This is a genomic window from Streptomyces sp. NPDC056479, from assembly GCF_042795335.1.
Taxonomy (GTDB): Bacteria; Actinomycetota; Actinomycetes; order Streptomycetales; family Streptomycetaceae; genus Streptomyces.
The window spans coordinates 1-20,026 of record NZ_JBHTRZ010000007.1; the positions used below are offsets into that span (position 1 = coordinate 1).

Below are 20,026 nucleotides of genomic sequence, written 5' to 3' on the forward strand. Positions count from 1 at the left end.
GGCACCGACGGGGCGGCCGGAGCAGCCGGGGCGGCGGGCGCGGGCTTGGAGGCCGATGGGGAGGTCCCTGCAGCCCCCGCGGCCGCAGTACCCGCCGGAGCCGCGGCACCGACGCCGGGCTTGTAGTCGGCGAAGAAGTCCCACCAGGCTCGGTCTACCGAATTCGGGTCCTGGAGGTACTGCTGATAGATCTCGTCGACGAGCCACTCGTTCGGACCGAACGCAGCCGCGGGGTTCTTGCCCGCTTGGTCGGTGTCGGTCGAGATGCTCGAGTTACTGGGGGACTGTGGCGACACGGCGGCAACCGCCCTCTTCCGCTTCACAAGGTGATGGACAGCGGGAATAAAGGCTACGCCTCCATGGCCGGGAAGGTCAGGCCGAGCAAGGTCATCGTCGCGTAAGTCACATCAGAAAGTGTGTTTCGTGCCTGGAAATGGCGGGAAACAAGCGTGGTTCCGCTTCAGATGGGAAGGCGAGGCCGCGACCCGGCGCCGGGATTGCGCAGGTCTGGACCTGATCACACGTGTCCGCCTGGCGGGACCGACGTGGATCTTGTGGCTCCGCTTCGAACTTTACGTCAACTTTGAACGGACGGCTGCCCCGGGAGCGTGACGAGAATCCGGCAGCCCCGCTCGGATTCGGCCACGCCGATCCGGCCCCCGTGCAGATCCACGGCCCAGCGCGCGATGGCCAGCCCCAGCCCCGTACCGCCGTCGCTGCCGGGCCCGTGCGGGCGGCGGACGGCGCCCCGGTTGAAGCGCTCGAAGACCTTGTGCCACTCCGACTTCGGGATGCCCGGCCCCTCGTCCAGGACCTCCAGCTCCAGCGACTCCGGATAGGGCCCGCGCCGCGCCTTGACCGTCACGCGGCCGTGCGCCGGGCTGTGCTTGATCGCGTTGTCGATGAGGTTGGCGACGACCTGGTGGATGCGCTCGGGATCGGCGTGCGCGGTCAGCTCGGGCGGGGAGACGTCGAGGTGCAGATGGACGTCCGTACGGGTGTGGCTGCCGGAGCCCGAGGCCATGCCGCCGCGCGCCGAGGCGACCATGTTGGCCTCCTTCAGCACACCGGACAGGTACGGCCACACCTCGAAGCGCCGCATGCGCAGCGGTACGACGCCGTTGTCCAGGCGGGACAGGTCCAGCAGTGTCTCCACGAGCCGGCCCAGCCGCTCGGTCTGCTTCAGCGCGGTGCGCATCGTCTCGGGGTCGGCCTCGGCGATGCCGTCGACCACGTTCTCCAGCACGGCCCGCAGGCCCGCGATCGGGGTGCGCAGCTCGTGCGAGACGTTCGCCACCAGCTCCTTGCGCTGCTGGTCCTGGGCCTCGAGCTCGTCGGCCATCAGGTTGATCGTCTCGGCCAGGTCGCCCAGCTCGTCCCGGCGGTTGTCCTTCACCCGGCGTGTGTAGTCGCCCTGCGAGATGGACCGGGCCACCGTGTTCATCTCGTCCAGCGGCGCGGTGAGCGAATGCGCCACGAACTGCGTAATGAGCAGTGTGGCGATCATCGAGAAGACCGTGATGAAGCGGAGCTCCGTCTGGGTGCGCACCGCGATCATCGACAGGCCGGTGGTGATCAGCACCGCGATGACGACCAGCGTGCCCAGCTTGGTCTTGATCGAGAACGGACTTACGCCGCCCCAGGGCTCCCCGGGGCCTCTCCGCGGAGCCGGCCCGTCGCTCATGGCGTCGGGGTCTCCAGGGCGTAGCCCACGCCGTGCACGGTACGGATCCGCTCGGCGCCGATCTTCCGGCGCAGCGCCTTGATGTGGCTGTCGACGGTCCGGGTGCCGGAGGCGTCCGCCCAGTCCCACACCTCGGCGAGCAGCTGCTCACGGGAGAGCACCGCGCGCGGGGTGTTCGCCAGGCACACCAGCAGATCGAACTCGGTCGGAGTGAGGTGAACATCCTCACTCCGGACCCGGACGCGTCGCTGCGCGTGGTCGATCTCCAGCTCGCCGAGCCGCAGGATGCCCGACCGCGGCGTCGTTGCGGCCAGCGCGGCCCGCTCGACGCGGCGCAGCAGCACATGCACGCGTGCCGCCAGCTCCCGCATCGAGAACGGCTTGGTCATGTAGTCGTCGGCGCCGACCCCGAGCCCGACCAGCATGTCGGTCTCGTCGTCGCGCGCGGTCAGCATCATCACCGGCACCGGCCGCGCGGCCTGCACCCGCCGGCATACCTCCAGGCCGTCGAAGCCCGGCAGCATGATGTCGAGGATCAGCAGGTCGGGCTGCCAGGCCTCGGCCGTGTCGACCGCCGCAGGACCGTCGCCCGCCGTCTGCACGAGGAATCCCTCGGCACGCAGGCGGGCCGCGATGGCGTCCACGATCGTCGGATCGTCCTCGACCACGAGGACCCGGCGCTGTGCGCCCGGCGTCGCCGCCGTGCCGTTGTGGGAGGTGTGTGTCTGCTCCATCGCCCGCCCCAAAGTTGCTTTCCGGAATCCGTGGGGTGATTCCTCTGACTGGCTATGCCTGCTCATGCTTGCGATTGACGCTTGAATGATCCGCGTCAGGTGAGCAGAGTACGGGGAGTCACCGCGCCACGGCTATCCAGGTCGTACGGCAAGGTGTACGACGTCCGGAACGCCCCGGGCAACGGGGATCTCTTCGGTACGCACCTGTTGGAATCCGGCATTACACAAGGTTTCTTCGAATTCCGGAGAGGGCTGGGCAGACCATACGGCCAGTACCCCACCCGGCCTCAACACCCGTGCGCAGGCCGCGAGTCCGGCCGGTGAGTAGAGGCTGTCGTTGCCCTCGGTGACGGTCCATCCCGGCCCGTTGTCGATGTCGAGACACAGGGCGTCATACGTGTCGGAAGTCTCATGCACGTACGCCACGAGATCGGTTTCCAGAATCCCGGTGCGCGGGTCGGCGAGGGCGCGGGCGGAGAAGTGCGACAAGGGTCCGTCAAGATGCCAGCCGATAATCGCGCTCTCGCGCTCGACGACGGTGATCCTTCCGGGGCGTGGATCGGCGGCGGCGTGTGCGAGCGAGAAGCCGACGCCGAGGCCGCCGATCAGCAGGTGCGGCCGCGGCCGGCCGGGCAGCGCGCCGAGCGCCGAGTCGACCAGCAGCCGCTCCGAACGCCCGTCGGAGGTGTCCATCAGGAAACAGCCGTTCGCGATGATCTGCAGCAGTTCGCCGTGCCGCCGCAGCACGATCTCGCCGTGGGGGCCTTCGTGACGGTCCAGGACTTCAGGGAGGTCGTACGAAGTGGGCATCGGGTCATCCTCGCAGCTCCGGACGGTCCGGCCGAGGGAATTGCCTCAGAGGGCGAGCCCGTGCCCGTACCCGAACACGGGATTCTCCGTGTCGTTCGGCACGTCCGGCCTTGACGCGGCCACCGCCGCCATCGAGCGCGGGAGCTCGAACGGCAGCCTCCCCTCGGGCCGCGCCCGCCCGAACGCGACGTCCAGGAGGGCGTTGTCGCTCGCTCCGAAATCGGCCATCAGGACGGCCGCCCGGTCGGCGATCTCGGGGAGTACGGCGGGCCGCTCCAGGTTGACGCAGACCAGGATCGGGACCGTGTCCAGCCGCCGCAGGATCTCCTTCGGCTCGTCCTCGGGGAAGAAGCACTCGAAGACACCGGGCCGCTGCTCGTGGGGCGTGCGCAGCCGCAGGATCGCCACCTCGGCGTCCGCCGGATCACCGACAACATTCCCGTACGCCGGGGCCGCCTGCTCGCCGACGCCCTGGACGTAGAGATCGGGCCTACCGCGCGGCGGCAGCAGGGCGTGGTTGGTCAGGACCGTCAGCGCCCCGCGCTGTGCCGCCTCGCCCAGCGCCGTGAACTCGCTCGCGCCGACGGTCTCCTCGGCCCGGTCGGGATCGACGTACGGGTTCTCGAAGAGGCCCAGTACGAACTTCTCGCGCAGCAGCCGCCGTACGGAGTCGTCGATCCGGCGCTCCGGGACGCGCCCGGTGCGCACCAACTCCACGATCACCTCGGGGCACTGTTCCCCGCCGAACTGGTCGTGAAGCCGAGGGGCTCGCGCAACAGGGCGGTCAGGACGCCCCTGTTGAAGCCGAAGCCGACCTCCTCCCAGTCGGTGCCGACGGGTTGGCCGTAGTACGGGATGATCTGCGAGCAGCCCGCCCCGTACGCCGCCACCGGCTCGCTCGCGGCCTCGGCCGACGAACCGAACGTCCCCGACTGCCGTGACCAGCGCGGCTCCGTCGCCAGGTCGGTCTGCGGGTGCAGCGCCACCCGGAAGCCGACCGCGAGGTACTCCCGCCGGACGGTGTCCGAGAACCGTTCCACCAGCTCCGCGTCCCCGACCGCCGCCGGCCCCAGCGGCTCCGGCCAGGCCGAGACGTCGCCGGAGCCGAAGGACGCTCCGGGATTGTCGGTGAAGGCGCGGCCCGGGTCGGCCGGTTGGCCCACTCGGCCATCTCACGGGCGCCGCCCTGCCCCAGCAGGTTGAAGTGGGTCAGATGACGGCCGGCGACCAGCTCCGTGGTGCCGTACCGGAGGAAGGGGCCCGCTTCGGCGAGCCGGCCCGCCTGCCAGGAACCGGCCGGCGAAGTTCTTCGACATGGGTGGGCGGCTGAGGGTGTACGTGGACCGGCTGCTGCGGGCGCTCACGTTCACGGGGGCGGGGCTGCCGGTGGACCGGTGACCTGGTTGAGAGGTTCCTGAGAATCAGCTCCCGAGTGGCGCCGGTCACAGACATGCTCGGGCCGCGGGCGAAAGGTGGGGGAAACGGAAGGAGCGCCTCACCTTGGAACGGACTGCGGCTGGGGGTGCGACGGACCCGGTACCGGTGCCCGGTGAGGCGGGCCTGCCCGATGCGGCCGAGCTGCTGGACGGGATGCCGCGCCAGCGCGGACCGGTGGGCGCCACCGCGACGAACGCCATCGCGTCTCCGTCACCGGCACCGATCACCTCCGAGGCCACGGCCGCGCCCGGTACCCGCGCCCGCGCCTTCCGTCCCTGGCGTCTGCTCCCCACCCCCACCGGCACCCCGTTCACCTTCGGCTACGCCGCCGTACTGGCCGCAACCTCCCTGGTCGTCACCTACGCCGACTCCTCTCTCGTGCACGCCCTGCACCAGGGCTCCAGCACCGATGTGGCCCACCTCGTGCGCACGCCCGCGCTGGTGCTGTTCGCCAGCGCGCTGTGGATCGCCGGCGGCATCCTGGCGCCGTACACGCTCTGCTTCGTGCTCGTGCTCACCGCGCTGGAGCGGCGCATCGGAGGCGCGCGCACGGCCGTCGTCTTTCTGGCCGGGCACGTCCTGGCCACGCTCGCGACCGAGGTCCCGGTGGGGCTGGCGGTACTGGTCGGCCACCTCCCCGACAGCTCGCTGCACCGCCTCGACTACGGCGTCAGCTTCGGCGTCGCGACGAGCATCGGCGCGCTGACCGGGCTGCTGCGGCCGTGGCTGCGGTGGCCGGTGCTGGTGCCGTTCGGCGGGATGCTGATCCAGGACCTGCTGAACCTCACGGATCCGCTGACCGGTTGGGGGCATCTGATCGCCCTGGTCATCGGGATCGGGCTGTGGCCGGCGGTGCGCCGCTGGCGACGGCCCGAGTAACCCGCCCCGGGCAGTCACGTGGCCGGCTCCTGGGCCGCGATAGGGCACCTGCGGTCAAGGGTCGGGAAGAGCTGAGCCCCGGCCGCCGTTCACCATGAATGGCGAGGTCACACCCCGTGCCTCAGCTGATCGCTCACAGCGAACGGCGGCCGGGGAACATTCCCACTCTCCCAAGCATTGAGTCGGCATAACTCAACTTGACTGCCTAAGGGGAGATCATGGCTTCGACGTCCACTTCGCTCACCCTGCCCGTGCTGCCGCTCGACGACGATGTCGTGCTGCCCGGGATGGTGGTCCCGCTGGACTTGAACGACGCTGATGTACGCGCCGCGGTGGAGGCCGCCCAGGCCGCCGCCCGCTCCACACCGGGAAAGCCCAGGGTGCTCCTGGTGCCACGCATCGACGGGACCTACCCGGGCACCGGTGTGCTCGGCACCGTCGAGCAGGTCGGCCGGCTGGCCGACGGTGACCCGGGCGCCCTGATCCGCGGTCGCGGCCGGGTGCGGATCGGCGCCGGGACGACCGGGCCGGGTGCCGCGCTGTGGGTCGAGGGGACCCGGATCGACGAGAGCGTGCCCGAGCCGCTGCCCGGACAGGTCGCGGAACTGGTGAAGGAGTACAAGGCGCTTGCCACCGCCTGGCTGCGCAAGCGCGGCGCCTGGCAGGTCGTCGACCGCGTCCAGGCCATCGACGAGGTGTCCCAGCTCGCCGACAACTCCGGGTACTCCCCCTTCCTGACCACCGAGCAGAAGATCGAGCTGCTGGAGACCGCCGACCCGGTCGCCCGCCTCAAGCTCGCCACCCAGCAACTGCGCGACCACCTCGCCGAGCAGGACGTCGCCGAGACCATCGCCAAGGACGTCCAGGAAGGCGTCGACAAGCAGCAGCGAGAGTTCCTGCTGCGCCGCCAGCTCGAAGCCGTACGCAAGGAACTGCGCGAGCTGAACGGCGAGCAGGACGGCGAGGAGTCCGACGACTACCGCGCCCGTGTCGAGGCCGCCGACCTGCCCGAGAAGGTCCGCGAGGCCGCCCTCAAGGAGGTCGACAAGCTGGAGCGGTCCAGCGACCAGTCGCCCGAGGGTTCATGGATCCGCACCTGGCTGGACACCGTCCTCGAACTGCCGTGGAACGAGCGCACCGAGGACGCCTACGACATCCAGGGCGCGAAGGACGTGCTGGACGCCGAGCACGCGGGCCTGGAGGACGTGAAGGAGCGGATCACCGAGTACCTGGCGGTGCGCAAGCGCCGCAGCGACCGCGGCCTGGGTGTCGTCGGCGGCCGGCGCGGCGGTGCCGTCCTGGCGCTGGTCGGCCCGCCCGGCGTCGGCAAGACCTCGCTCGGTGAGTCCGTCGCGCACGCGATGGGGCGCAAGTTCGTCCGCGTCGCCCTCGGCGGTGTCCGGGACGAGGCGGAGATCCGCGGCCACCGGCGGACGTACGTGGGCGCGCTGCCCGGCCGTATCGTCCGCGCCATCAAGGAGGCCGGGTCGATGAACCCGGTGGTCCTGCTCGACGAGATCGACAAGGTGGGGTCCGACTTCCGGGGCGACCCGGCGGCAGCCCTGCTGGAGGTCCTGGACCCGGCCCAGAACCACACCTTCCGGGACCACTACCTGGAGGTGGAACTGGACCTGTCCGACGTCGTCTTCCTGGCCACGGCGAACGTCCTGGAGGCCATCCCCGAGGCCCTGCTCGACCGTATGGAGCTGGTCCGCCTCGACGGCTACACCGAGGACGAGAAGATCGTCATCGCGCGTGACCACCTGCTCCCGCGCCAGCTGGAGCGGGCCGGGCTGAACAAGGACGAGGTCGCCATCGACGAGGGCGCCCTGCGCAGGCTCGCCGGCGAGTACACCCGCGAGGCGGGTGTCCGTAACCTCGAGCGGTCCATCGCCCGTCTGCTGCGCAAGGTGGCGGCCGAGCACGAACTGGGTCGCCGGAAGCTGCCGTTCACCATCGACGACGGCGACCTGCGCTCCCTGATCGGGCGACCGCACCACGTCCCCGAGTCCGCCCAGGACCCGGCGGAGCGCCGTACGGCGGTGCCGGGCGTGGCGACGGGTCTGGCGGTGACCGGCGCGGGCGGTGACGTCCTGTTCGTGGAGGCGTCGCTGGCCGACCCCGAGACGGGCGCGGCGGGCCTGACGCTGACGGGTCAGCTGGGCGATGTGATGAAGGAGAGCGCTCAGATCGCCCTGTCCTTCCTCCGCTCGCGCGGTGCCGAACTGGAGCTGCCGGTCGCCGATCTGAAGGACCGTGGGGTGCACATCCACTTCCCGGCGGGCGCGGTGCCGAAGGACGGCCCGAGCGCGGGCATCACGATGACGACGGCCCTCGCCTCGCTGCTGTCCGGCCGGCTGGTCCGCACGGACGTGGCGATGACCGGCGAGGTCTCGCTGACCGGCCGGGTGCTCCCGATCGGCGGTGTGAAGCAGAAGCTGCTGGCGGCCCACCGCGCGGGCGTCACGACCGTCATCATCCCCAAGCGCAACGAGCCCGACCTGGACGACGTCCCGGCGGAGGTGCTGGACAAGCTCGACGTCCATGCCGTCACCGACGTCCGCCAGGTCCTGGAACTGGCGCTGTCGCCGGCCACCAATGGCGCGGCGCCGGAGGTTCCGGTCGCGGCGTGACGGACGTGACCGGATAGGGAAGGCCCGGGTCCCGTGAGGGAGGCCCGGGCCTTCGCCGTACTAACCGTTGGCGAGCGCCTCGACCCTGTCGAGGGGCCCGTTGAACTTGTTGTGGTCACCGACGGTCGGTCCGGAGGACGTGTACTGCCACATCGTGTAGTAGCTCCAGCCCGCCGGCAGTTCCCCGACCGCCGCCGCGTACCGGGCGACCCACAGCGGGTTGGCGGTGGCGAATCCGCTGTGGTTGCCGGTGCACTGCTTCCACCAGCTGGTGGCCGTATAGATGACCGGGTCGCGGCCGGTGCGTGCCTTGTACTGGTTCACGAAGTCGCGGATCCAGGTGACCATCGCGGCCGGGGTCTTGCCGTAGCAGGCATCCCCGTACGGGTTCCACTCGATGTCGAGGGCGCCGGGCAGGGTCTTGCCGTCGCGGGACCAGCCCCCGCCGTGGTCGACGAAATAGTTCGCCTGGGTTGCGCCATTGGTGGTGTCCGGGGTCGCGAAGTGGTAGGCGCCGCGGATCATGCCGATGTCGTAGGAGCCGTCGTACTGCTGGGTGAAATAGGGGTTCGTGTAGTAGGTCCCCTCGGTGGCCTTCACATAGGCCCACTTCACGCCGTTGCCCCACAGCGTCGACCAGGCGACGTTGCCCTGATGGCTGGCGACGTCGACGCCTTCGGTCTCGGCGGCCAGGTCAGAGACGGGGGCGCCGTCCACGCCGTCGTGGGCCATGACGCCGATGCCCATGTGGGCCGAGCCGCGGGGCGGGGGGTCGTCGGCGGATGCGGGTGCGGACAGGGGGAGTAGAAGGAGCAGGGCGGCGGCGAGCAGCACCCCGGCGAGGTGCGGGCGCCGGTTGCGGAGCAGTTCGGGTCTGTGCACGGGCATAGCGTGCCTCCGAAGGCTCGGTGACGCTCGGTGGGGAGTTGTGCGTGTCCCGTGACGCGGCCGACGCCGGAGTGCGTGTGGCGTGGGCATGCCATCACGGTTCGACAGGGAAGTTATGCGGCCGGAACAGCAGGTGGAAGGGGGTCCGGAGGCTGCCGTTGGTCTAAGCCTGCGAAATACTGGCGGAGCAGCGGCGATGACGGCGGTTGGCGGAAACTTTCACGACCGGGAAGAACGAGGCAGGGGCTGACGTGCGCGAAGACGGAAACGGTGCCGGGCGCCGAGTCGAATCCGGGGGTGCCCCCTCTGGAGGAGTGACCGGTGGTGGTCTGGGCCGGCCCGAATTCCTGGACCTGGAACGTGAGCTGACGGTCCTGTTCCGACGCGCCCGGGCCAAGCAGGGCGAGATGGCCCGCGAGGTCCATCCGGACCTGGAGTCCGCGGCGTACGGTCTGCTGGTCCGTCTGGATGACGCCGGCCGCCAGCGGGCCACCGAACTCGCCGCCTACATCGGCGTCGGCAAGGCCACCATGTCCCGCCAGCTGCGCGCCCTGGAGGACCTGGGTCTGGTCGCCCGCGAGCCCGACCCCGCCGACGGGCGGGCCTGGCTGGTCCACCTCACCGAGGTGGGACGCGGCCGGGTCGCCAAGGTGCGCGAGGCCCGGCGGGCTCGCTATGTCGAGCAGCTGTCGCACTGGGACCGGCAGGAAGTGGCCGAGCTGGCCCGGCTGCTGAATCAGTTGAACCGGGGGATGGAGAAGTAACTGAGCCGAGGGGCGGAGAAGCAGACGTTGCGCCCCGGCGTCCGGCTCACAGCTCCGTGTACACGATCGTCGCGTCGTCGTGGGTCTTGCTGCGCCCCAGATACGTCCGCTCCTGCGCGTCCGCCGTCTCCAGCGCCCGCACCCGCTCCACCAGCGCCCGCGCCCCCTCCTTCCGCACGAAGGCGAAGCAGTCCGTCCAGTCCCCCTCCCGGAACTTCTCCACCCACCGGCTCGCCCCGTCCGTCAGCGCGGCCAGGGCCCGGACCTCCCCTCGTGGCAGCACTCCCGTCACCGCCCGCTGAGCCACCGACGGATCCGCGGCGGCCGTGAAGAAGCCGCCCTCCTGATTGCGGATGTGGGCGTCGATCATGGCGTCCGTGGCCAGGGAGGCCCGGGGGAGGCGGGCGAGACGGTCGTCCAGGTGTGGCGTGATCCTGCCGTCCGGCGACTCCAGGAGCAGGGCCGAGTCCGAGAGGATCAGGTACTCCACCGTCCCCGCCGACCAGCGCGCCACGACCACGGTTGCCTGTGGGGTGCGCGGGTGAGAAAGGTCACAGGTTTGCGCGTGTGCCTCGGCGGTACGCGCAATGGCGCGGGCCAACACGTCGGCGAGGGGAACATCGGGGAGTGAAAGGGTCAGTTCGGTCAGGGCTCCGCCGAGTCGCGCGGTGAACCAGGGGACGGAATGCAGACAGCCTGTCTCGCCTCTCGGTGGGGTGACTCCGTCCAGGACGACCAGTGCGCCGCCCTGTCCCGAGGCGGGGAGGCCGACACTTGCGAAGTCCTCGTTGGGGCGGGCCGGATCACCGGACTCCGAAACAAGCTCTGTTCGCATTCGGCCAGTCTGCACGAGCCCTTCACAACGTTCGCGAAGGGGTCTCATTGGTCGTCGATTGGGTGCAGCGGCGCAGGTCAGGCGCCTGATTTGGGGTGGAATCGTTCGCTCCGCGGGGGCGTGGCGGCGAATACTGCCATCGCCTGCCGCAGACGTCCAACCGGCATGCCGTACAAGGCCTGTGCACGAGCCGGAGGAACTTGCCCGCCAACTCCCCTCCGGGGTTCACTCCTTCGGGTGGCGGGTCAGGTGATGCGCGACCGTTGCCCACCGGCACTGGGAGGGTCGGGGACCGGTTAGGGCACCCCCTGCTTCAGCGAAGTCCCGCGAGCTTGGGGGAGGGGTGTACGTACGGTCGGCGGTAGTTGACGAAGCGTCATCCGGACCCATGGGTATCACGAGTCAGGAATGCGAGCACCGGTGCAGAAGATGCGGCCTCGTCGCTCAGGCAAGCAGACGGCCTCCGCAGGGGGCACGCAACCCACTCCCGGCACCACCACCGACGTCACACCCGCCGGCAAGGGGCGCCCGACGCACGTACGGAACCGGCTGATCGTCGCCGTGGCCGTGGTGGCCGCCGCCATCGCCGCGGCCGGCGTCCCCTCGATCGTCGCCGCCTCCGGGCAGCTGAACGACTCCCAGGAGCTGGTGACCCTCGCCGGGCAGACGGAGGACGCGCTCACGCTCGCGCACTCCCTCGCCGACGAGCGGGATCAGGTGACGTCGTACATCGCCGCCGGGCGGCCCAAGTCCAAGGCGCCCAGCGAGCAGCGCAGCGCCCGGGTCGACCGGCAGGTCGAGGAGCTGCGCGCCGACACCGACGCCCCCGCCTCGCTGCACGACGACCTCGACGGCATCGCGGCCCTGCGCCGCTCCGCGCTCACGGGCAAGAGCAGCGCGCTCCAGGCCCACGAGGCGTACTCCGCCGCCATCGCCGAACTGCACCGGCTCGCCGAGCGGCTGGCCGAGCAGATGCCGCCCCGCGCGGGCTCCGGCGCCTACGCCCTCGCCGAACTCGACTCCGCCGTACAGCAGGCCGCCGCGGTGCGCGGGCTGCTGCTCGCCGCGCTCAGCGTGCCGACCACCACCGAGACCGTCATCGACCCCGTCACCGGCATCGCGAGCACCCAGGAGACCTCCTCGGGCGCCGACGCCAAGCAGCGTGCCGAGCTCAGCGCCGCCGCCCAGCAGGCCCGCCTGCGCTCCGACGCGGCGCTCGCCGACTTCCACGACACCGCCCAGAAGAGCGCGCGCACCTCGTACGACTCCACGGTCACCGGCCCCGAGGTCGACACGGCCGAGCGGTATCTGACGGCGCTCACCGACCAGGCCACGCTCTCCGACCGGGACCTGGCCACGAACACCGAGCGGGCCGAGGCCGCCCTCTCCGCCCGCGTCGATCTGATGCGCGGCGCCGAGTCCGCCCTCTACGACCGCCGCACCAAGGCCCTGGAACAGCTGCGCGACGACGACGTCACCGCGCTGGAGATCCGCATCGCGATCCTCGGCGCCCTGGTGCTGCTCGCCGTCGGCGTCGCCACCGGCATGGCCCGCAGCCTCACCCGGCCCCTCGCCGTCCTGCGGCTCGGCTCCGCACGGCTCGCGCAGGCCGAGAACCCGGCGGCCGAAGAGCCCGTCAGGTTCACCGGGCGCAAGGACGAGTTCGCGCAGGTCGTCAACTCCGTCAACGCCCTGCACACGCACGCCGTCGCCCTCCACGAGCGCATCACCACCCTGGAGTCCGACCGCAAGCACCTGGTCGGGCAGCGGCAGAAGATGGCCGATGCCCGTGAGGGGCTGCGCGCCGAACTCGCGGCGTCCGCCGGCCAGCTGGAGCGGCTGCGCGACAGCATCGGCAGCACCTTCGTCAACCTGGCCCTGCGCACCCTCGGCCTGGTGGAGCGCCAGCTCGCCGTCATCGAAGGCCTGGAGGAGCGCGAGCAGGACCCCGAGCGCCTCGCCACGCTCTTCAAGCTCGACCACTTCGCCACGGTCATGCGCCGGCACAGCGAGAACCTCCTCGTGCTGGCCGGCACCGAGCACGTCCAGCAGCACGCCGGACCGGTCCCGCTGGTCGACGTGGTCCGCGCGGCGGTCAGCGAGATCGAGCGGTACGAGCGGGTGCGGATCGCCGCGCTCCCGCCGCACGCGCACGTGGCCGGTTTCGCCGCCGACGACCTCTCCCACCTCCTCGCCGAGCTGATGGAGAACGCCACCTCGTTCTCCCCGCCCGATCTGCCCGTCGAGATCTCCGGCTGGCTGCTGGAGAACGGCGAGGTCATGCTCTCCGTGCAGGACGAGGGCATCGGCATGACGAGCGATCGTCTGACCCGCCTCAACGCCCGCCTGGCCGACTTCGACCCCGAGGCGTCCTACGACCAGGAGGGCGACAACGGCCTGGGCCTCGGCCTCTACGTCGTCGCCCGCCTCGCACACCGCCACGGCATCCGCGTCCAGCTGCGCGAGCAGAAGCAGGGCGGCATCGCGGCGGTCGCGGTCCTGCCCAGAACCCTGCTGGCGCAGGCCCCCGCCGCCGCGGTCCCCTCGGACACCCCGCACCACGCCTCCCCCCACGCCTTCTCCCTCCCCGGCGCCGACGCCGAGGCCAACTCCAACGTGCTGCGCGGCCGCGCCAAGGACGACGACCCGCTGGTCGCGCTGGCGGAGCGGGCCGTACGGGAGACGGCGCAGGAGGACGCGGCCAAGGACGAGTCGGACGACCGTACGGCGTCGGAACCCGTCGAGGCCGGTCGTCCCGAGCCCGAGGCGACGCCTGCCGAGACCACGATGGAACTTCTCATCCCGGCGCCCGCCGAGGAGCCTGAACTCCCGGCCGCAGACCCCTACGCCATCGGACCGGACACCCATGAGCGGGCCCGGGACGACGGGGACCAGGGGGAGGACCGCGTCACCGACAAGGGCCTGCCCAAGCGCACTCCCAAGATCACCACCCCCGCGGAGACCCCGCGGCCGCGGACCGGCGGCGTCGACGCCGAGGCCCTGCGCAAACGGCTCGGCGGCTTCCGTCGCGGCGCGGAGGCCGGCTATCGCGACGTCGAGGCGGAGATCGCCGAACAGACCGGTCAGAGCAAGGCACCGACCGCAGGAACCACCGAGTCCGAAGCAGCCACGGGGGGCACAGTCGAGGAGGCAAGCAGTTGACCGCGCCCAGTACCTTCGGACTGAGCAGTGAAGCCCGCAACCTGCACTGGTTGTTGACGAATCTGGTCGAGGAGGTGCCGGGCATCCAGTCGGTCGCCGTCGTCTCCTCCGACGGCCTGCTCCTCCTCTCCTCGGACCACGCCCGCAACGAGGCGGCCCGGGAGGCGAGGAACGACCGGCCCGCCGGCCCCCGCGGCTCCTCCGCCGACCTCGCCACCATCGTCTCCGGCATCGGCAGCCTCACCATCGGCGCCGCCAAGCTGATGCAGTTCGGCGGGGTGAAGCACACGATGGTCGCGATGGAGGAGGGCAGCCTGTTCGTCATGTCCATCAGCGACGGCTCGCTGCTCGGCGTGCACGGCTCCGCGGACTGCGACATGAGCGTGGTGGCCTATCACATGGCGCTCTTCGTCGGCCGCGCCGGCCACGTCCTCACCCCCGAACTCCGCAGCGAGCTGCGGAAATCCGTCGAGGCCGCGTCGGCAGGGAGTACCCGATGAGCAACGCCCCGAAGAGCAGGCCCCATCTCCCCGTACGCGGCGGCGACCGCAAACCCGCCCGCGTACGCCCCTACTCGCTCACCGGCGGCCGTACCCGCTTCGGCCACGTCCTCCTCGTCGAGACCTTCGTCGCGGCCCTGGAGGCGCCTCAGGAGCGCAAGGAACTGACGAACGGGTCCCTCTCCAGCCGTGTCATGCCGGAGATGCGGGCCATCGTCGAACTCTGCCGCCGTATGCGCACGGTGGCCGAGATCGCCGCGCTGCTGAAGATGCCGCTCGGCGTGGTCCGCGTGCTCCTCAGCGATCTCGCGGACCAGGGAAAGATCCGTGTGTACGGCACCGGAACCGGCCATGGCACAGGCCGGCCGGACCGCGCTCTGCTGGAAAGGGTGCTGAGTGGACTCCGTCGTCTCTGACGCCGCCACCTCCTTCGGCGTCACCCCGCTCCCCGCTGAGGAGGAGCACCCGCGGTCCTGGCAGACGGACCGCACCCGGGCCCCCGTCGCCACGAAGATAGTCGTGGCGGGCGGTTTCGGCGTGGGCAAGACCACGCTGGTCACCGCCGTCTCGGAGATCACGCCCCTGCAGACCGAGGCGCTGATGACCGAGGCGAGCGAGGACACCGACGACCTCACCGCCACGCCCGGCAAGCTCACCACCACCGTGGCCATGGACTTCGGCCGGATCACGCTCGACGACGACCTGGTGCTCTACCTGTTCGGCACGCCGGGCCAGCAGCGGTTCTGGTTCATGTGGGACGACCTGGTGCGCGGCGCGATCGGGGCGGTCGTGCTCGCCGACACCCGGCGGCTGAAGGACTGCTTCCCGGCGCTGGACTACTTCGAGAGCTGCGGACTGCCGTACGTCGTCGCGGTCAACCACTTCGACGGCAGCGAGCTGTTCGAGACGCAGGACGTGCGTGAGGCATTGACGATCCCGGCGCACATACCTGTAATGATCATGGATGCGCGCCGCCGGATCTCGGTGATCGAGACTCTCCTGAGCCTCGTAGGTCACGCGCTCGACGAAACCCCCGAGTAGGAGAACAGCCCCGGATGCGGAAGATACTCGTCGTCGGAGCCGGCCAGTCCGGACTCCAGCTCGCCCTCGGACTCCAGTCGAACGGGTACGAGGTCACCCTGATGTCCAACCGGACGGCGGACGAGATCCGCTCCGGCCGGGTCATGTCCACCCAGTGCATGTTCCACACGGCACTGCAGCACGAGCGCGATCTCCAGCTGAACTTCTGGGAGTCCCAGGCCCCGAAGATCGAAGGACTCGGCGTCTCGGTGGCGGCCCCCGGCTCCTGGGGCGAGGGGCCCGCGGCGCGCGCGATCGACTGGCTGGGGCACCTCGACGGTTTCGCCCAGTCCGTCGACCAGCGGGTGAAGATGGCCGGCTGGATGGAGACGTTCGCCCAGCGCGGCGGACAACTGGTCATACACGGCGCGGCGGTCGGCGACCTCGACTACTTCGCCCGTACGTACGACCTGGTCATGGTGTCGGCGGGCAAGGGCGAGCTGGTCCAGATGTTCGGCCGGGACCCGGAGCGCTCCCCGTACAGCGAGCCGCAGCGGGCGCTGGCCGTGTCGTACGTCCACGGCCTCGGCCCGCGCCCGGAGCACCCGGACACCGAGGCCGTCCGCTGCAACCTCGTCCCCGGTGTCGGTGAGCTGTTCGTTATGCCCACCCTGACGACCTCCGGACGCGCGGACATCCTCTTCTGGGAGGGCATACCCGGCGGCCCGCTCGACGCCTTCCACGGAGTGAAGGACCCGGCCGAACACCTCTCCCTGACCCTGGAACTCATGGAGCGGTACACACCCTGGGAGCACGCGCGCGCGACCAAGGCCGAGCTCACGGACGCGGGCGGTGTGCTGAGCGGGCGGTACGCGCCGACGGTGCGCAACCCCATCGGGCGGCTTCCCGGCGGCGGACTCGTGCTGGGCGTGGCGGACGTCGTCGTGGCCAACGACCCCATCACCGGACAGGGCTCCAACTCCGCGTCCAAGTGCGCCGCCGCCTATCTCGCCTCGATCCTCGAACACGGGGACAAGGAGTTCGACGAGGCCTGGATGCGCGCCACCTTCGACCGGTACTGGGCCACCGCGCAGCACGTCACCAAGTGGACGAACGCCATGCTGGCGCCGCCGCCGGAGCACATCCTCAATCTCATCGGCGCGGCCGGGCAGCTGCAGCCGGCGGCCGATCGGTTCGCCAACGGCTTCAATGATCCGGCTGACTTCGAGAACTTCTTCTATGACCCGGAGAAGACCGGGGCGTATCTTGCCGAGGTTTCCGGGGCTTGATGCGGGGGCGTACGGCTCCCAGTACCGGGTTCGAGGCGATCGGGGAGACCTTGATCTTGTCGCCGGTGCGCGGTGCCTGGACCACCTTGCCCTTGCCCAGGTACATGGCCACGTGGGTGGCGTCCGGGAAATAGATGACCAGGTCGCCGGGGCGCAGTTCCGTCAGCGGGATGCGGTCGAGCTGCTCCCACTGCTCCTGGCTCGTGCGGGGGATGCGGGTTCCCGCGTGGGCCCAGGCCTCGGACGTCAGGCCCGAGCAGTCGTAGGACTTGGGGCCTTCCGCGCCCCACTTGTACGGCTTGCCGAGCTGCCGCTCGGCGTAGCGGATCGCCCGGGCGCTCTCGCGGGACGGCTTGTGGTCGTCCTTGGTGAGGGCGCCCGACGCGAGGAAGTCCCGCTGGGCCTTGGCGGTGTCCTTCTCCTCCAGTTCGGCCAGCGCGGTGAGCTGTTCGGCGGTGAGGGAGGCCAGGAGTTCCTCCACCTTCTTCAGACGCTCGTGTACGGCGTCCCTGTTCTTCTTCTGGCGTTCGGCGAGGGCGAGTTGCGCGTCGAGAGCCGTGCGGGCCTTGCGGGCCAGCTCCGCGGCCTTGTGTTCGGTGCCGGTCAGCCGGCCGACCGTCTCGGCGCGCTCGCGGGCCAGCCGGGCGATGACATGGCCCTGGTCGAGGGCGTGCTGGGGGTCCTGGGCCAGGAGCAGCCGGACGTACGGCGAGATGTCGGTCGTGTTCTGGTACTGCTGGCGGGCCAGGCGGCCGGCGGCGCCCCGGCTGTCGTGCAGCGAGAGACGGGCGCGGGACAGGGCGGCGTCCAGGCGGGTCACCTCGGTGCGCTGCTTCTTGAGCTCTTCCTCGGTGGCGTTGTAGGTCTCCGTGGCCTGTTCGGTTTCCCGGTACAGGCGCTGAAGGTCTGTCAGGAGATCGGTGGTGGAGCGGGTTTGCGGTTCGGGGGGCGCGGGGGCCGCCGTCGCGGGGGCGGCCGGCGCGAGGAGCGTGGCGGTGGTGGCCGCGGCCGTCGCCGCCGCCGTACACGCCAGACGCAGAAGCCGTCCTGACACGTCATCACCTCCGGTGCGGAGAGGCTCTCTGCTCCGCACCGAGAGCATCGGACGACGGCGCCGGGTTCGCGCGGTGGGTGTGCGCGGTTCGGCGCAGTGCGGTCACTCGTCCGGGTCGTGCGGCTTGCCGGGCGGCGTGGCGTCCGGTGTGGTGTCGGGCGTGGTGTCGGGCTTGGCGTCGGGCTTGGACCAGGGCCAGTTCAGGCGGCGGCTCGGCTCGCCCTCAGGGGCGTACTCGTACTTCCAGCGTTGCGTGAGTCCCGGGCGGGCACCCTGTTTGCGTGGTACGCGGCGGTAGACGACGACCGTGGGCGGGCCGCCCTGCGGGTCGGGCACCGGGATGCGGTACGTCTTGGGCGGGTGGCCGGTGATGCCCAGCAGGACGGGGAGTACGCGGCCGTCCATGGGGCCGCCCTCGAACGGGGTGTCTTCGCTCTTCACGGCACCAGTGTCGGTCATCCCGGCGGCCGGCCGGCGGCCAGCCGCTCGGCCAGCTCGGCCGTCTGGGCATCTCGGGCCGCCGTGACGGCGAGAGCGGCGCCGAACTGTTCGACCAGCCAGTCCCGCAGTTCCGCCACGGGTGGCTGCTTGCCCTCGTCCAGCCAGATGAGGGAGGCCGCCTCGACCGCGGTGATCCACATCCGTACGGTCATACGGAGACGGAGGCCGGGGTCGGGGACCTCCAGGTGGCTGAGGATGTGCTCGGCCGCGGCTCGGCGTACGCCGTCCACTATGGCGGTGGTGCGGGAGGTCTCCACGACGCTGCCGCCCTGGAGCAGGGCGCTGAAGCCGGTGTCGTGCTCGTCGACGAAGGCGAGGTAGCGGTCGAGGGCGTGGGCCAGGCGCTGGAGGAGGGGGCCGTCGTGGGGTTCGTCGAAGCACTGCTCGAGTTCTTCCGCGGCCGAGCGCAGGGCGGCCTCGTAGAGCTGCTGCTTGCCGCCGGGGAAGTAGCGGTAGACGAGGGGGCGTGAGACGCCTGCCGCTTCTGCCACGTCGTCCAGGGAGACGTCCTCGGGGGTGCGGTGGGCGAAGAGGGTGAGGGCGGCGTCGAGGAGTTGGGTGCGGCGCTCCTCGACGCTCAGGCGGCGGTAGGCGGGGGTGGGGGTCGAGGGCGTCATGACCAGCAGCGTAGACCTCCGGTGGTGGGGCGGGATGCCTGCGGCGGCCTGTGCGGGTTCGGTGGGGGCTTGTGCAGCGCCTGCGGGTGGTTTGGGGGTCGGGGCCGTGCCGGGGGGTGTCCGTCCTCGGTCGGGCGGTTGCCGTGACTTGGAAAGGTGCGCTGCGTTGACGCCCGCCGCTGCGGGCGGACACCCCCCGGCACGGCCCCTTCGCGCCGTACGCGGCTCGCGGTGCGTGGGGGTGCGCGTTTTATGCCAGCAGGCCGGACGACCTCCACAGGCGGCGGCCGACTCCGCGCAGTACGCCTATGTCGTCCAGGAAGTCGGTCAGGCGCTTGGCGCCTGTCTGCATGACCTCGCGGCGGTGGCCGCTGGCCTTGACCTGGGCCATGGCCTCTCGCCTGTCCAGGCCTATGTTCTCGTAGACCTCGGGGTTGACGAAGGCCACGGAGAAGACGCGGGCGAACTCGCCTGAGGTGACGCGGGTGAATTCCTGGGACCACTTCGGGGCCGTCACCATCTGGCGGCGGAGTTCCTCGCGGGCGTAGCGGACGTGGCGGGCCTCCTCGACCACGTGGATGCGGGTGACGCCGCGGATGAGGGGCTGTACGCGCTCGTCGGGGAAGGTCAGGCGCTGCATCCAGTCGAGGACCTCCTCACCGAGGAGCGTGGCGGTGAAGGAGCCGGGGGTGGTGGAGATGGTCTTGAAGAGGCGGCCCAGGTTCTGGTGGGCGCGGCTGACGGGGTACCACGGAGTGCCGCCCTGGGAGATGAGACGGGCGAACATCTTGGAGTGGCGGCACTCGTCCTCGATCTCGGTGAGGGCGTAGCGGACGTGGGCGCTCGTGGCTGCCTTGTCGTAGATGTGGCGGACCAGGAGCTGCATGAGGATGATCTCGAACCAGATGCCGAGGGAGGCCAGGGCCGCCGACTCGTGCTGGGAGAGGAGGATGCGCTGTTCCTCGCTCATCCGCTTCCAGAGCGGGGTGTCGTAGAGCGAGACCAGCTCCGGGGGCCAGAACCACTTGCCCTCCTCGAAGGGGGCGTCCCAGTCCAGCTCCTTGTCGGGGTCGAAGGAGTGCTTGGCTGAGGAGGCCAGGAGGCGTTCGGCCACCTGTTCGCGGTCCTTGAGCAGGCCGAGTGCGTCGCGCAGCCCGTCCAGCGCGTCGGCTTCCGTCAGGGTCGTCATCGGTCGCTCACCTCTGTTACCGGGGGTACG

At 70.7% G+C, this 20,026-nt stretch carries 20 protein-coding genes; 8 read left to right on the plus strand and 12 right to left on the minus strand.

The features are described 5' to 3' along the window. The 6 genes from ACFQ6S_RS26350 to ACFQ6S_RS26375 all read right to left on the minus strand — a co-directional run. A partial coding sequence (locus tag ACFQ6S_RS26350) for a hypothetical protein (protein WP_383414569.1) occupies positions 1 to 296 on the minus strand: 296 nt, incomplete at its 3' end. 281 nt (positions 297 to 577) lie between these two features. Then, positions 578 to 1,684, minus strand: a complete 1,107-nt coding sequence (locus tag ACFQ6S_RS26355) for a sensor histidine kinase (protein ID WP_383414572.1) — start codon at positions 1,682 to 1,684, stop codon at positions 578 to 580. Next, the gene (locus ACFQ6S_RS26360) at positions 1,681 to 2,418 is read right to left on the minus strand and encodes a response regulator transcription factor (protein WP_383414575.1); all 738 of its coding nucleotides are present in this window, start codon (positions 2,416 to 2,418) and stop codon (positions 1,681 to 1,683) included. Before ACFQ6S_RS26360 ends, ACFQ6S_RS26355 begins: the two co-directional genes overlap by 4 nt. Before the next feature lie 132 nt (positions 2,419 to 2,550). After that, positions 2,551 to 3,228 (minus strand): spermidine synthase, encoded by a 678-nt coding sequence (locus tag ACFQ6S_RS26365; RefSeq protein ID WP_383414578.1) that lies wholly within the window; start codon positions 3,226 to 3,228, stop codon positions 2,551 to 2,553. 45 nt (positions 3,229 to 3,273) lie between these two features. Beyond that, positions 3,274 to 3,951: a glycoside hydrolase family 3 C-terminal domain-containing protein gene (locus ACFQ6S_RS26370; protein ID WP_383414580.1), complete on the minus strand. Its 678-nt coding sequence runs from the start codon at positions 3,949 to 3,951 to the stop codon at positions 3,274 to 3,276. Continuing rightward, positions 3,948 to 4,391 (minus strand): hypothetical protein, encoded by a 444-nt coding sequence (locus tag ACFQ6S_RS26375; protein WP_383414582.1) that lies wholly within the window; start codon positions 4,389 to 4,391, stop codon positions 3,948 to 3,950. The genes ACFQ6S_RS26370 and ACFQ6S_RS26375 overlap by 4 nt, the downstream gene beginning before the upstream one ends. A gap of 337 nt (positions 4,392 to 4,728) precedes the next feature. Here ACFQ6S_RS26375 and ACFQ6S_RS26380 point away from each other — a divergent pair, with 337 nt between their 5' ends. Together ACFQ6S_RS26380 and lon are read left to right on the plus strand one after the other, a co-directional pair. After that, entirely contained in the window at positions 4,729 to 5,544 is an 816-nt protein-coding gene (locus ACFQ6S_RS26380) for a rhomboid-like protein (RefSeq protein ID WP_383414585.1), read from the plus strand. Positions 5,545 to 5,762: 218 nt separating this feature from the next. After that, a complete protein-coding gene (gene lon, locus ACFQ6S_RS26385; protein ID WP_383414587.1) occupies positions 5,763 to 8,177 on the plus strand; it encodes an endopeptidase La in 2,415 nt (804 codons plus the stop codon). 60 nt (positions 8,178 to 8,237) lie between these two features. On the opposite strand, the gene ACFQ6S_RS26390 is transcribed toward lon, so the two are convergent. Next, on the minus strand, positions 8,238 to 9,065 hold the full coding sequence (locus ACFQ6S_RS26390) for a lysozyme (RefSeq protein ID WP_383414589.1): 828 nt from the start codon (positions 9,063 to 9,065) through the stop codon (positions 8,238 to 8,240). Between the two features lie 251 nt (positions 9,066 to 9,316). Between ACFQ6S_RS26390 and ACFQ6S_RS26395 the strand changes: the two genes are divergently transcribed. Beyond that, positions 9,317 to 9,829 (plus strand): MarR family winged helix-turn-helix transcriptional regulator, encoded by a 513-nt coding sequence (locus ACFQ6S_RS26395; RefSeq protein WP_383414592.1) that lies wholly within the window; start codon positions 9,317 to 9,319, stop codon positions 9,827 to 9,829. A 46-nt stretch (positions 9,830 to 9,875) separates the two neighbouring features. Here ACFQ6S_RS26395 and ACFQ6S_RS26400 read toward each other — a convergent pair whose 3' ends face one another. After that, on the minus strand, positions 9,876 to 10,664 hold the full coding sequence (locus tag ACFQ6S_RS26400) for a protein phosphatase 2C domain-containing protein (protein ID WP_383414595.1): 789 nt from the start codon (positions 10,662 to 10,664) through the stop codon (positions 9,876 to 9,878). A 408-nt stretch (positions 10,665 to 11,072) separates the two neighbouring features. Here ACFQ6S_RS26400 and ACFQ6S_RS26405 point away from each other — a divergent pair, with 408 nt between their 5' ends. From ACFQ6S_RS26405 to ACFQ6S_RS26425, 5 genes are read left to right on the plus strand one after another with little or no spacing between them, the layout of a single operon-like run. Further along, entirely contained in the window at positions 11,073 to 13,826 is a 2,754-nt protein-coding gene (locus ACFQ6S_RS26405) for a nitrate- and nitrite sensing domain-containing protein (protein WP_383414598.1), read from the plus strand. After that, positions 13,823 to 14,326 carry a roadblock/LC7 domain-containing protein gene (locus tag ACFQ6S_RS26410; protein ID WP_383414601.1) on the plus strand — a complete coding sequence of 168 codons (504 nt, stop codon included), beginning with the start codon at positions 13,823 to 13,825 and terminating at the stop codon, positions 14,324 to 14,326. The genes ACFQ6S_RS26405 and ACFQ6S_RS26410 overlap by 4 nt, the downstream gene beginning before the upstream one ends. After that, complete coding sequence (locus tag ACFQ6S_RS26415) at positions 14,323 to 14,742, plus strand: DUF742 domain-containing protein (RefSeq protein ID WP_383414604.1); 420 nt, start codon at positions 14,323 to 14,325, stop codon at positions 14,740 to 14,742. The genes ACFQ6S_RS26410 and ACFQ6S_RS26415 overlap by 4 nt, the downstream gene beginning before the upstream one ends. Then, positions 14,723 to 15,367 carry an ATP/GTP-binding protein gene (locus tag ACFQ6S_RS26420; RefSeq protein ID WP_383414607.1) on the plus strand — a complete coding sequence of 215 codons (645 nt, stop codon included), beginning with the start codon at positions 14,723 to 14,725 and terminating at the stop codon, positions 15,365 to 15,367. The genes ACFQ6S_RS26415 and ACFQ6S_RS26420 overlap by 20 nt, the downstream gene beginning before the upstream one ends. Positions 15,368 to 15,381: 14 nt before the next feature. Continuing rightward, the gene (locus ACFQ6S_RS26425; protein ID WP_383414610.1) at positions 15,382 to 16,635 is read left to right on the plus strand and encodes a styrene monooxygenase/indole monooxygenase family protein; all 1,254 of its coding nucleotides are present in this window, start codon (positions 15,382 to 15,384) and stop codon (positions 16,633 to 16,635) included. Here the strand turns inward: ACFQ6S_RS26425 and ACFQ6S_RS26430 are convergent. The 4 genes from ACFQ6S_RS26430 to ACFQ6S_RS26445 all read right to left on the minus strand — a co-directional run bounded on the left by ACFQ6S_RS26430 (position 16,553) and on the right by ACFQ6S_RS26445 (position 19,996). Then, positions 16,553 to 17,689, minus strand: a complete 1,137-nt coding sequence (locus ACFQ6S_RS26430) for an NlpC/P60 family protein (RefSeq protein ID WP_383414613.1) — start codon at positions 17,687 to 17,689, stop codon at positions 16,553 to 16,555. The two genes, ACFQ6S_RS26425 and ACFQ6S_RS26430, sit on opposite strands and share 83 nt — an antisense overlap. 102 nt (positions 17,690 to 17,791) lie before the next feature. Beyond that, positions 17,792 to 18,130 carry a hypothetical protein gene (locus tag ACFQ6S_RS26435; protein ID WP_383414616.1) on the minus strand — a complete coding sequence of 113 codons (339 nt, stop codon included), beginning with the start codon at positions 18,128 to 18,130 and terminating at the stop codon, positions 17,792 to 17,794. 14 nt (positions 18,131 to 18,144) lie between these two features. Continuing rightward, on the minus strand, positions 18,145 to 18,807 hold the full coding sequence (locus ACFQ6S_RS26440) for a TetR/AcrR family transcriptional regulator (RefSeq protein WP_383414617.1): 663 nt from the start codon (positions 18,805 to 18,807) through the stop codon (positions 18,145 to 18,147). A 250-nt stretch (positions 18,808 to 19,057) separates the two neighbouring features. Next, on the minus strand, positions 19,058 to 19,996 hold the full coding sequence (locus tag ACFQ6S_RS26445; protein ID WP_383414619.1) for a diiron oxygenase: 939 nt from the start codon (positions 19,994 to 19,996) through the stop codon (positions 19,058 to 19,060). Between the last annotated feature and the right edge of the window lie 30 nt (positions 19,997 to 20,026).

Coding starts and splice junctions, on each gene's coding strand:
- ACFQ6S_RS26355 (WP_383414572.1), bottom strand. CDS start 1,684: ATGAGCGACGGGCCGGCTCCGCGGAGAGGCCCCGGGGAGCCCTGGGGC.
- ACFQ6S_RS26360 (WP_383414575.1), bottom strand. CDS start 2,418: ATGGAGCAGACACACACCTCCCACAACGGCACGGCGGCGACGCCGGGC.
- ACFQ6S_RS26365 (WP_383414578.1), bottom strand. CDS start 3,228: ATGCCCACTTCGTACGACCTCCCTGAAGTCCTGGACCGTCACGAAGGC.
- lon (WP_383414587.1), top strand. CDS start 5,763: ATGGCTTCGACGTCCACTTCGCTCACCCTGCCCGTGCTGCCGCTCGAC.
- ACFQ6S_RS26390 (WP_383414589.1), bottom strand. CDS start 9,065: ATGCCCGTGCACAGACCCGAACTGCTCCGCAACCGGCGCCCGCACCTC.
- ACFQ6S_RS26400 (WP_383414595.1), bottom strand. CDS start 10,664: ATGCGAACAGAGCTTGTTTCGGAGTCCGGTGATCCGGCCCGCCCCAAC.
- ACFQ6S_RS26405 (WP_383414598.1), top strand. CDS start 11,073: ATGCGAGCACCGGTGCAGAAGATGCGGCCTCGTCGCTCAGGCAAGCAG.
- ACFQ6S_RS26415 (WP_383414604.1), top strand. CDS start 14,323: ATGAGCAACGCCCCGAAGAGCAGGCCCCATCTCCCCGTACGCGGCGGC.
- ACFQ6S_RS26425 (WP_383414610.1), top strand. CDS start 15,382: ATGCGGAAGATACTCGTCGTCGGAGCCGGCCAGTCCGGACTCCAGCTC.
- ACFQ6S_RS26440 (WP_383414617.1), bottom strand. CDS start 18,807: ATGACGCCCTCGACCCCCACCCCCGCCTACCGCCGCCTGAGCGTCGAG.
- ACFQ6S_RS26445 (WP_383414619.1), bottom strand. CDS start 19,996: ATGACGACCCTGACGGAAGCCGACGCGCTGGACGGGCTGCGCGACGCA.